Raw genomic sequence first — 9,285 nt, 5'->3', positions numbered from 1 at the left:
TGCACATCTCGGGACGACACACCGTGAGCCAGCGCGAATTGTGCACACTCGACGGTCCACAGATACGACGAGGGTCGCGCGGGCACGTGCCCGCGCGACCCTCGTCGCGAGTGGAGCTCTACTTGCTGGTGGTGGTGAAGGGCAGCAGCGCCATCTCGCGGGCGTTCTTGACCGCGACGGCGACCTGCCGCTGCTGCTGCGGGGTCAGGCCGGTCACGCGACGGCTGCGGATCTTGCCGCGATCGGAGATGAACGTGCGGAGCAGGTTCACGTCCTTGTAGTCGACGTACTCGATCTTCGCCGCGAACAGCGGGTTCTTCTTGGGCTTGCGGCCTTCCACGGCACGCGACTTCTTCGACGGGCCCCTCTTGACTGCCATGACTCGCTCCTCACCAGCTCGACTTGTGGACGCCGGGCAGCTCGCCGCGGTGCGCGAGTTCCCTCACGCGCACGCGTGAGAGCCCGAACTTCCGCAGGTGGCCGCGCGGACGTCCATCCGCAGCGTCTCGATTGCGCAATCGTACCGGACTGGCGTCGCGCGGCAGACGCTGCAGGGCGGTCCGGGCGGCGAGGCGTTCCGCGTCGGTGCTCGACGGGCGCCGCACGATCTCCTTCAGTTCCGCGCGACGTGCGGCGTAGCGGGCGACGACGAGCTTGCGCTGCTCGTTGCGGGCGATCTTCGATTTCTTGGCCATGGCCTACTTTTCCTCGCGGAAGTCGATGTGGCGGCGCAGCACGGGATCGTATTTGCGCAGGACCAGCCGGTCGGGATCGTTGCGCCGGTTCTTGCGGGTGACGTAGGTGTACCCGGTGCCGCCGGTGGAGCGGAGCTTGACGATGGGTCGGATCTCGTTGCGAGCCACTAGAGCTTTTCTCCTCGGGCGCGGAGGCGGGCGACGACGGCTTCGATGCCGTCGCGGTCGATGGTCTTGATGCCCTTGGCGGAGAGCGTCAGGGTGACCCGGCGTCCCTCGGAGGGCAGGTAGTAGGTCTTGCGCTGGATGTTCGGGTCCCAGCGGCGGTTGCTGCGGACGTGCGAATGGGAGACGGATTTCCCGAAGCCGGGCTTGCGTCCGGTCACCTGGCAGTGCGCCGACACGGCGGGCTCCCTTCTGTCGGCGCCCCGAGGGCGTAACGACAATCGTTTTCGACAAATGGCCCGAGCGACTGTACGCTCCCTTCGAGCTAATGACAATCGTTACCGAAAGGGGTTCCGGTGGACACCAGAACGCCGCTGATCGTCGTCTCGGGCCGGGGCGGACCCACCGAACGCACCGCGCGGGCCCTGCTGCGTCCGGGAACCGTCGTCGTGCACCACGACCTCGACCACGTCGGTGAGGGGGTCGTGCGCCGCACCCTCACCACCGTGCACGACCACCGCCTCGACGTGCTCGAACTGGCCCACGGCTGCGTATCCTGCACCCTCCGCGAGGATCTGCTCCCACTGCTGCGGCGCCTGCACGCCCGCAGCAACGTCGACCGCATCGTCCTGCTCCTCGACCCACGGCTCGAACCCGAGGCGCTGTGCTGGGCCGTCGAGCACGTCGTCGTCTCCGGCGTGGTCGGGCAGATCGACGGACCCGCCGCCCACGACGTGCGGATCGAGGCCACCGTCACCTGCATCGACGCCGCCACCTGGCTCACCGACGCCACCGGCGACGAGGAACTCGACGACGACCGCACCGTCGCCCAGGTCGTCGTCGGCCAGGTCGAGTTCGCCGACGCCCTCGTCGTCCGGCCCGGAGCCGACGGCTGGCAGCAGGCCAAGCTGCACGCGGTGCTCTCGCGGCTCGCGCCCGACGCACCCGTCGCGTGGGGCGAGGACGTCGACGTCGAACACCTGCTCCGGCAGATCCCGCCCGGCGCGCGGCGCGGGACGGTGTCCGACGCGCACTCTCCGCTGCTGCGCGGTCAACCACCGCTCGGCGAGGACTGCGGCGTGCGGCTGCTCGAGTTCGGTGCCCGCCGGCCCTTCCACCCGCAGCGCCTGCACGAGGCGATCGACGTCCTCCTCGACGGCGTGGTCCGCGCCCGCGGCCGGGCCTGGGTCGCGACGCAACCGGACAACGCGCTGCTGATCGAGTCCGCCGGTGAGGGCCTGCGCGTCGCCCACGCCGGGCCGTGGCTCGCCGCGATGACTCCCGAGCAACAGCAACGCGTCTCCGGCGAACGGCGGGCCATGGCGGCACTGCGCTGGGACGACACCCACGGGGACCGCGACACCTCGATGGTGATCCTCACCCACGACGCGGACCCCGACGAGATCCACCGCGCCCTGGAGTGGGCGCTGCTCACCGACGAGGAGTTCGCCGGCCCGGCGGCCTGGCCGACGTGGGACGACCCGTTCGGCGAGTACCACGAAGACCCGTGCGACGACCTGCCGGCACCCACCGCCGGCACCGCACCGACAGAAGGAGAAGGACGAGCATGAAGCCCGGCATCCACCCCGACTACCACCCCGTGGTGTTCCAGGACGCCAACACCGGATCGGCGTTCCTGACCCGCTCCACCGTCACCGCCGACCGCACGGTCGAATGGTCCGACGGCAACACCTACCCGCTGATCGTCGTGGACGTCACCAGCGAATCCCACCCCTTCTGGACGGGAACTGCCCGCGTGCTCGACGCCGCCGGCCGGGTCGAGAAGTTCGAACGCAAGTACGGCAAGCGTCGCCGTCCCTGACCCCCACCCGGACACCCGAGGAGAATCACCATGGCAGTACCCAAGCGCCGGATGTCCCGGTCCAACACCCGCAGCCGCCGCTCGCAGTGGCACGCGCAGGTCCCGGCCCTGGTGCCGGTCACCGTCGCCGGTGTCACGCACCACGTCCCGCGACGGCTCGTGAAGGCCGTGCGGCTCGGGGTGATCGACCCGAACGAGGTGTGACGACCCGCGAGGGGGAACCGCGGCGCCGGGCGGGTCCCCCTCGCCGGACACGCCGCCGCCCTCTCAGACACCTCTCAGCGGTCGGGTCCACACTGGAGGCCATGCGCATTCTGGTGGTCGACGACGACCGGGCGGTGCGGGAGTCCCTGCGCCGATCACTGAGCTTCAACGGATACACCGTCGAACTCGCCACGGACGGGCAGGACGCCCTCGAACAGGTCGCGGCCGAGCGGCCCGACGCGATGGTCCTCGACGTGATGATGCCGCGGGTCGACGGCCTCGAGGTGTGCCGCCGACTCCGCAGTACCGGCGACGACCTGCCCATCCTCGTCCTGACCGCCCGTGACTCCGTCTCCGAGCGCGTCGCCGGCCTGGACGCCGGCGCCGACGACTACCTCCCCAAGCCGTTCGCGCTCGAGGAACTGCTCGCCCGGCTGCGCGCGCTGCTCCGCCGCGCCTCGCCCGACCCGGCCACCGAGTCGGAGGAGACGCTGCGTTTCGCGGACCTGACGCTGAACCCGTCCACCCGCGAGGTGACCCGCGGCACCCGGTCGATCAGCCTCACCCGCACCGAGTTCGCGCTCATGGAAATGCTCATGGCGAACCCCCGCCGGGTCCTCAGCCGCAGCCGCATCCTCGAGGAGGTGTGGGGCTACGACTTCCCCACCTCCGGCAACGCCCTCGAGGTGTACGTGGGCTACCTGCGCCGCAAGACCGAGGCCGACGGGGAGCCGCGCCTGATCCACACGGTGCGCGGCGTCGGCTACGTCCTGCGGGAAACCCCGCCGTGACCCGGCTCGACGGCGCCGACCCGGATTCGAAGCGCCCCATGCGCCCCCCGCTGCTGCTGACCCGGTCGGTGCCGCTGCGCCGGCGTGTCACGTTGCTGGCCGCCGGCGCGGTGGCGATCGCCGTCGCGGTGACCTCCATCGCGGCGTACGCGGTGGTGGCCCGCGCCCTCTACGCCGACGTCGACAAGCAGTTGCGGGCGCGGGCTGCCGCGCTCGTCGAGAGCAGCACCCTGATCACCTACGACCCCCGCTACATCGGTGGCGCCCAGCTCTACAGCTCCGACATCAGCGTGGCGCTCATCTACTCCAACCTGGGGCAGTACGTGCCGCCCGGGTCGTCCGTCCCGATCGGCGGCGCCGAACTCGCCGTCGCGAAGGGCGAACGGGAGTCGTCGCTGCGCACCGTCGGCCATCAGCGGGTGCTCGCGCAGCGCATCCCCGACGGCAGCACCATCGTCATCGCCCAGCGCCTGCAGCCGACGGCGGACATCCTCAAACGGCTCGCGAGCGTGCTGTTCGTCGTCGGGGGGTGCGGCGTGGTGCTCGCCGCCGCTGCCGGCGCGACGGTGGGACGCACCGGTCTGCGCCCCGTCGCGCGCCTCACCGCGGCGGCCGAGCGGGTCGCCCGCACCGATGACCTGCGGCCGATCCGCGTGACCGGGCACGACGAGCTGGCCCGGCTCACCGAGAGCTTCAACACGATGCTGCGCGCCCTCGCCGAGTCGCGGGAGCGGCAGAGCCGGCTCGTCGCCGACGCCGGCCACGAGCTGCGCACCCCGCTGACGTCGCTGCGCACGAACATGGAGCTGCTCATCGCGGCGAGCCGGCCCGACGCGCCGAACCTGCCCGAGGAGGACATGGCGGAGCTGCGCGCCGACGTGGTGGCGCAGATCGAGGAGCTGTCCACCCTGGTGGGCGACCTCGTCGACCTCGCCCGCGAGGACGCCCCCGAGACGGTGTTCGAACCCGTCGACATCTCGGAGGTCGTCGAGCGCAGCCTCGAACGCGCCCGGCGCCGCCGCTCCGACATCGACTTCACGGCGCACACGGAACCGTGGTTCGTCTACGGCGACCACGCCGCGCTCTCCCGGGCGGTGCTCAACGTCCTCGACAACGCTGCCAAGTGGAGTCCCGCCGACGCCGAGGTGCTGGTGTCGATGCGCCAGCTCGGCACCGGCCTGATGGAACTGACCGTCGACGACGCCGGGCCCGGCATCCCCGAGGAGGACCGCGAGCTGGTGTTCGAGCGGTTCTACCGCTCCACCGCGTCGAGGTCGATGCCCGGATCCGGCCTCGGCCTCGCGATCGTGCGGCAGGTGGTGATGAAGCACGGCGGCACCATCGCGGTCGACATCTCGTCGCGTGGGGGTGCCCTCGTCCGGATCGTGCTGCCCGGCACCCCGCAGCTCGAACACCCGGCGGATTGACAGGAAAATCGCCGTCGGATCTAAGCGGACTCTCAGCCGCCGCGGGCATGCTGGAAGCCGAACGACGAGCCGCCGACCCGGCGGCCGTGTAGACCGAAAGCGATGAGATGAGCGAGGACCCCACACCGGGTGGCGGCCGCCCCGAGCCGCACCAGCCGACACCGCAGCAGCCGACACCGCACCAGCCGAATCCCTACCAGGCTCCCTCCGGTCCCTATGCCGGGTACGGGCACACCGCGCCGTTCGGCGCCCCGCCCCAGCCCGCGCCGGGGCCCCAGGGTTCACCCCGATCGGCGCGGGGCCTGCTCGCCCTCGGCGCCGTCGCGCTGGCACTGGTCAGCGGCGGGATCGGCGGCGCCGTCGGCGCGTGGACCACGCAGCAGTCGACCGGCGGCACGGCCGTCACCAACGCCCTCGACGCGCCGCGGCCGTCCACGACGACCGTCGCCGCCGCCCCCGCCGGTTCGGTGCAGGCCGTCGCGCAGAAGGTCGTACCGAGCGTCGTGCGCATCGAGGTGGTCGGCCGCACCGCGCAGGGCGAGGGCTCGGGCGTGATCCTGTCCTCCGACGGCCTGATCCTCACCAACAACCACGTCGTCGCCGGGGGCGGCGCCGGCGCGCAGCTCACGGTGTACTTCTCCGACGGCAGCTCGGTCCCCGCGACCATCGTGGGCGCCGACCCGATCTCCGACATCGCCGTGATCCGCGCGGAGGGCCGCACCGACCTCACCCCGATCGAGCTCGGCGACTCGAACGCCGTGCAGGTGGGCCAGCAGGTGGTGGCGGTCGGCTCGCCGCTCGGTCTCGAGAGCACGGTGACCACCGGTATCGTCTCGGCCCTGGACCGGCCCGTGTCGACCAGCGGGGAGACCGGCAACCAGAACACCGTCATCGATGCGCTGCAGACCGACGCCGCGATCAACCCCGGCAACTCCGGCGGCGCGCTGGTGAACATGGACGGCCAGTTGATCGGCGTCAACACGGCGATCGCCACGGCCGGCGGACAGTCCGGATCCATCGGCCTCGGCTTCGCGATCCCGGTCGATCAGGCACGCCGCATCGCCGACGAACTCGTCGACACCGGCAAGGCGACCCACGCCGTCATCGGCGTCCAGGTGCCGTCGCAGAGCGACGTGCGCGGCGCTCGGGTCATGGAGGTCACCGGCGGCGGGCCCGCGGAACGGGCCGGTATTCCGAGCGGCGTGATCATCACCAAGGTCGACGACCGGCTCGTCACCGACGGGGACTCCCTGATCGCGGCGGTCCGCTCGTACGCGCCCGGCGACACCGTGCGCATCACCTACACCGACGCACAGGGTGGCAGCGAGAAGACCGTCGACGTGCAGCTCGCGGCGGCCGAGGCGGGTGGCCGATGAGAAGAGACGCCGCCGGATTCATTCTCGGACATACAGCTCGTTCGACGGACAGGGCAACTACGGTGGGCATCATGGAATTCGAAACCCCCAGGACCGGGCGAGCCCTCGTGGTGATCGTGGACGACCGGGTAGCGCACGGCGACAACCCGGACTCCGCCGGGCCCCTGGTCACCGAGCTCCTCGCAGAGGAGGGATTCGCCGTGGACGGTGTCGTCACGGTGTCGGCCGACGAGGTGGAGATCCGCAACGCCCTCAACACCGCCGTCATCGGCGGCGTGGACCTGGTCATCTCCGTCGGCGGCACCGGGGTGTCGCCGCGCGACGTGACGCCCGACGCCACCTCCGATGTGCTCGACCGGGAACTCCCGGGGATCGGCGAGGCCCTGCGCTCGTCCGGCTTCTCCGCCGGTGCGATGGACGCCGGTCTGTCCCGCGGTCTGGTCGGCCTGTCCGGCTCCACGTTGGTCGCGAACCTCGCCTCCTCGCGCGCGGCGATCCGCGACGGCATGGCCACGCTCCTGCCGCTCGCCTCGCACGTGATCGAGGAACTGTCGCGGGTGGAGGGATAGCCATCACCGGCACGGACGAGAGCGCGTCCGGCGCGTCGTCGGACGACGCACCACGGCGCGACGACGCGAGCCGGGCCCGGATCGACCGGGCCCGGCTCCGCCGCATCTTCGGCGACGTCCTCCCCGAGACGACCCGCGACGAGCGCTCGCCGGGAGACGATTCGTCCGACTCGGAAGAATGGCTGCGCCGGCAGGTACCGCCGCACCACGGCCACATGTGATCTACCCCACTTGTAGAAGTCGGCCGATGCCGAATCGTTAATTTCAGCGGTGGGATTCCGCAACCTTTTCGTAACTCTGCAACACGGCGAGTCGCGCCCGACGCGCGCTCCACTTTCGGTGGCGCGTATCACGAACGTATCAGCAGTATGTATTCGGCCACAGCCGCGCGTGAACGCGCCACCAGGGGGTATGCGGCTCTGTTCATGGGTGGGAGGCGGTTGTCGACGCCTCCGCAACCCTTCTGGCCGTCCGTTGAAATGGCACCGATTGTTTCATCGGGCCGAAACAATTCCGGGTTCGACGACGCCTCGCCCCGGGACGTAGCCGTTGCTGGCTTCAGAGATCACGGTCTAGTCTCTGTCCTGGTTCGCTCAGGTCAAGATCGGTAGCTAACGCGACGATCTTCATCACGAATCGGAAACGCAACCGTGCGGATGACGCACACGTCGGCACCGGTGAGCACGCTCCCCGGTGTCTCAGGTGTGGCATGCCTCGCGGGCGACAGGGCAGTTGTCGGACGCGTGTGCGTGACCCGGCACGCAGAGAATGGATGAGGCATTCATGAAGATGCAGACGCGACGCGGTGTGAAGGCCGCCCGCAACGTCACGGTGGCCGCCGCTGCCGTGTTCGGCCTGGTTCTGGGATCGACCGGGACCGCCGGCGCTGTGGTCGACGACCAGAACCGGATCGTGTCGGACGGCCACGAGGTCATCGTGACCCAGGAGGACACCTTCATCCAGGGTGTTCCCCCGATCGGCGGCAGCCCGCTCAGCCGCGAGTGGTTCCACAACGGCCGTGGCATCGCCAACATCGTCGGCCCCGACGCCGCGGACTTCGAGGACTCGACCTTCCAGTTCGGCTACCAGTTCGCGTGGTCCGCCGCTGTCGACGGCTCGATCGGCATCGCGTGGGCGAGCCCCGAGCTCGAAGCGGAGTTCGCGACCACTCAGGTCGAGGAGCCGATCCTCGACGACGAGGGCAAGCCGGTGTTTCAGTATGACAAGGACGGTAACGCGATCCTTGACAAGGATGGTAAGCCCGTCCCTGCCTACAAGGTTGTCGACGCAATCGACAACACCAATACCGTCTCGAGCATCCTTCCGCAGTTCACCGCGGGCATCGAGCTGACCCCGGCCCCGGGTATCGAGGAGCTCGTCGTCGCCGAGGGTGAGTTCGACGGCGACTTCAAGGAAGTCCAGATCGCCAATGTCCACGGCGCCGCCACCGGCGTCATCGGCGCGGTCTCGGTCCGCCCGTTCGTCCGCGTGATCACCGCGAACGGCGACAACGTCACCACCTACGGCAAGGTCTGGACGATCTAGTCCTGCTCGCCCCACCCCGCAGTAATCCCCACCAAGAAATACGGAGAAATCATGGGAATCAAGTCGCGTGGCTTCAAGGCTGCACGTAACGCCGCGGTGTCCGGTGCCGCTGTCCTGGGCCTGGTCCTCGGTGCGACCGGCTCCGCGCAGGCTGCGGTCGACGATCAGAACCGGATCGTCTCCACGGACGGCTACGAGGTCGTGGTGACCCAGGAGGACACCTTCATCCAGGGTGTTCCGGCCCTTGGCGGCAGCCCGTTCAACCGCGAGTTCTTCCACAACGGCCGCGGCACCGCGAACCTCGTCGGTGAGTCTGCCGCCGACGCCGAGGGCACCACGTTCCAGTTCGGCTACCAGTTCGCGTGGGCCGGCAGCATCGACGGCGCCATCGGCGTCACCTACTCCACCCCGCAGCTGGAGATTGACCCCGACGGCGCCACCGTCACCGACATCCTCCCGCAGGCCTACGCCGAGCTCGAGCTGACCCCGGCTCCGGGCATCGAGGAGCTTGTCGTCGCCGAGGGCGAGTTCGACGGTGACTTCAAGTCCGTGCAGTTCTCGAACGTTCACGGCACTGCCTCCGGCGTCATCGGCGCCGTTCAGGTCCGTCCGTTCGTTCGCGCCATCACCGCGAACGGCGACAACGTGACCACCTACGGCAAGCCCTGGACCGTCTGACACGACGTCCTGC

Annotated in this window: 13 protein-coding genes; 9 read left to right on the top strand and 4 right to left on the bottom strand. The window is 70.0% G+C overall.

Annotation, left to right across the window (positions count from 1 at the left end; genetic code table 11):
- Nucleotides 1-118 precede the first annotated feature (118 nt).
- The 4 genes from rpsR to rpmB are packed head-to-tail and all read right to left on the bottom strand — an operon-like array spanning nt 119 to nt 1,099.
- Complete coding sequence (gene rpsR, locus OCS65_RS22070) at nt 119-379, bottom strand: 30S ribosomal protein S18 (protein WP_006944985.1); 261 nt, start codon at nt 377-379, stop codon at nt 119-121.
- A gap of 10 nt (nt 380-389) precedes the next feature.
- Entirely contained in the window at nt 390-695 is a 306-nt protein-coding gene (gene rpsN, locus OCS65_RS22065; protein ID WP_006944984.1) for a 30S ribosomal protein S14, read from the bottom strand.
- Between the two features lie 3 nt (nt 696-698).
- The gene (gene rpmG / locus OCS65_RS22060; RefSeq protein WP_003937781.1) at nt 699-863 is read right to left on the bottom strand and encodes a 50S ribosomal protein L33; all 165 of its coding nucleotides are present in this window, start codon (nt 861-863) and stop codon (nt 699-701) included.
- Nucleotides 863-1,099 carry a 50S ribosomal protein L28 gene (rpmB, locus tag OCS65_RS22055; protein WP_006944981.1) on the bottom strand — a complete coding sequence of 79 codons (237 nt, stop codon included), beginning with the start codon at nt 1,097-1,099 and terminating at the stop codon, nt 863-865. The genes rpmG and rpmB overlap by 1 nt, the downstream gene beginning before the upstream one ends.
- A 117-nt stretch (nt 1,100-1,216) precedes the next feature.
- Here rpmB and mrf point away from each other — a divergent pair, with 117 nt between their 5' ends.
- The 9 genes from mrf (at nt 1,217) to OCS65_RS22005 (ending at nt 9,272) form a co-directional block, all read left to right on the top strand.
- The gene (gene mrf, locus OCS65_RS22050) at nt 1,217-2,431 is read left to right on the top strand and encodes a ribosome hibernation factor-recruiting GTPase MRF (RefSeq protein WP_263507619.1); all 1,215 of its coding nucleotides are present in this window, start codon (nt 1,217-1,219) and stop codon (nt 2,429-2,431) included.
- The gene (locus tag OCS65_RS22045; RefSeq protein WP_006944978.1) at nt 2,428-2,682 is read left to right on the top strand and encodes a type B 50S ribosomal protein L31; all 255 of its coding nucleotides are present in this window, start codon (nt 2,428-2,430) and stop codon (nt 2,680-2,682) included. The genes mrf and OCS65_RS22045 overlap by 4 nt, the downstream gene beginning before the upstream one ends.
- Nucleotides 2,683-2,712: 30 nt before the next feature.
- On the top strand, nt 2,713-2,886 hold the full coding sequence (rpmF, locus tag OCS65_RS22040; protein ID WP_006944977.1) for a 50S ribosomal protein L32: 174 nt from the start codon (nt 2,713-2,715) through the stop codon (nt 2,884-2,886).
- A gap of 101 nt (nt 2,887-2,987) precedes the next feature.
- Nucleotides 2,988-3,677, top strand: coding sequence for a response regulator transcription factor (locus tag OCS65_RS22035; RefSeq protein WP_006944976.1), 690 nt, complete (start codon nt 2,988-2,990; stop codon nt 3,675-3,677).
- Between the two features lie 38 nt (nt 3,678-3,715).
- Nucleotides 3,716-5,104 carry a HAMP domain-containing sensor histidine kinase gene (locus OCS65_RS22030; RefSeq protein ID WP_202916546.1) on the top strand — a complete coding sequence of 463 codons (1,389 nt, stop codon included), beginning with the start codon at nt 3,716-3,718 and terminating at the stop codon, nt 5,102-5,104.
- Nucleotides 5,105-5,211: 107 nt separating this feature from the next.
- Complete coding sequence (locus OCS65_RS22025) at nt 5,212-6,480, top strand: S1C family serine protease (RefSeq protein ID WP_006944973.1); 1,269 nt, start codon at nt 5,212-5,214, stop codon at nt 6,478-6,480.
- 71 nt (nt 6,481-6,551) lie between these two features.
- Complete coding sequence (locus OCS65_RS22020) at nt 6,552-7,049, top strand: MogA/MoaB family molybdenum cofactor biosynthesis protein (RefSeq protein ID WP_029542037.1); 498 nt, start codon at nt 6,552-6,554, stop codon at nt 7,047-7,049.
- Nucleotides 7,050-7,832: 783 nt separating this feature from the next.
- Entirely contained in the window at nt 7,833-8,594 is a 762-nt protein-coding gene (locus OCS65_RS22010) for an MspA family porin (RefSeq protein ID WP_263507615.1), read from the top strand.
- Between the two features lie 51 nt (nt 8,595-8,645).
- On the top strand, nt 8,646-9,272 hold the full coding sequence (locus OCS65_RS22005) for an MspA family porin (RefSeq protein ID WP_263507613.1): 627 nt from the start codon (nt 8,646-8,648) through the stop codon (nt 9,270-9,272).
- Nucleotides 9,273-9,285 lie beyond the last annotated feature (13 nt).

It is taken from the genome of Rhodococcus aetherivorans, assembly GCF_025722975.1.
Classification (GTDB): domain Bacteria; phylum Actinomycetota; class Actinomycetes; order Mycobacteriales; family Mycobacteriaceae; genus Rhodococcus; species Rhodococcus aetherivorans.
This window is presented reverse-complemented; position numbering and strand designations above follow the sequence as displayed.

Bases quoted from the DNA above. Each gene is read 5' to 3' on its own strand.
- rpsR (WP_006944985.1), bottom strand. From the start codon at position 379: ATGGCAGTCAAGAGGGGCCCGTCGAAGAAGTCGCGTGCCGTGGAAGGC.
- rpsN (WP_006944984.1), bottom strand. From the start codon at position 695: ATGGCCAAGAAATCGAAGATCGCCCGCAACGAGCAGCGCAAGCTCGTC.
- OCS65_RS22045 (WP_006944978.1), top strand. From the start codon at position 2,428: ATGAAGCCCGGCATCCACCCCGACTACCACCCCGTGGTGTTCCAGGAC.
- rpmF (WP_006944977.1), top strand. From the start codon at position 2,713: ATGGCAGTACCCAAGCGCCGGATGTCCCGGTCCAACACCCGCAGCCGC.
- OCS65_RS22035 (WP_006944976.1), top strand. From the start codon at position 2,988: ATGCGCATTCTGGTGGTCGACGACGACCGGGCGGTGCGGGAGTCCCTG.
- OCS65_RS22030 (WP_202916546.1), top strand. From the start codon at position 3,716: ATGCGCCCCCCGCTGCTGCTGACCCGGTCGGTGCCGCTGCGCCGGCGT.
- OCS65_RS22025 (WP_006944973.1), top strand. From the start codon at position 5,212: ATGAGCGAGGACCCCACACCGGGTGGCGGCCGCCCCGAGCCGCACCAG.
- OCS65_RS22020 (WP_029542037.1), top strand. From the start codon at position 6,552: ATGGAATTCGAAACCCCCAGGACCGGGCGAGCCCTCGTGGTGATCGTG.
- OCS65_RS22010 (WP_263507615.1), top strand. From the start codon at position 7,833: ATGAAGATGCAGACGCGACGCGGTGTGAAGGCCGCCCGCAACGTCACG.
- OCS65_RS22005 (WP_263507613.1), top strand. From the start codon at position 8,646: ATGGGAATCAAGTCGCGTGGCTTCAAGGCTGCACGTAACGCCGCGGTG.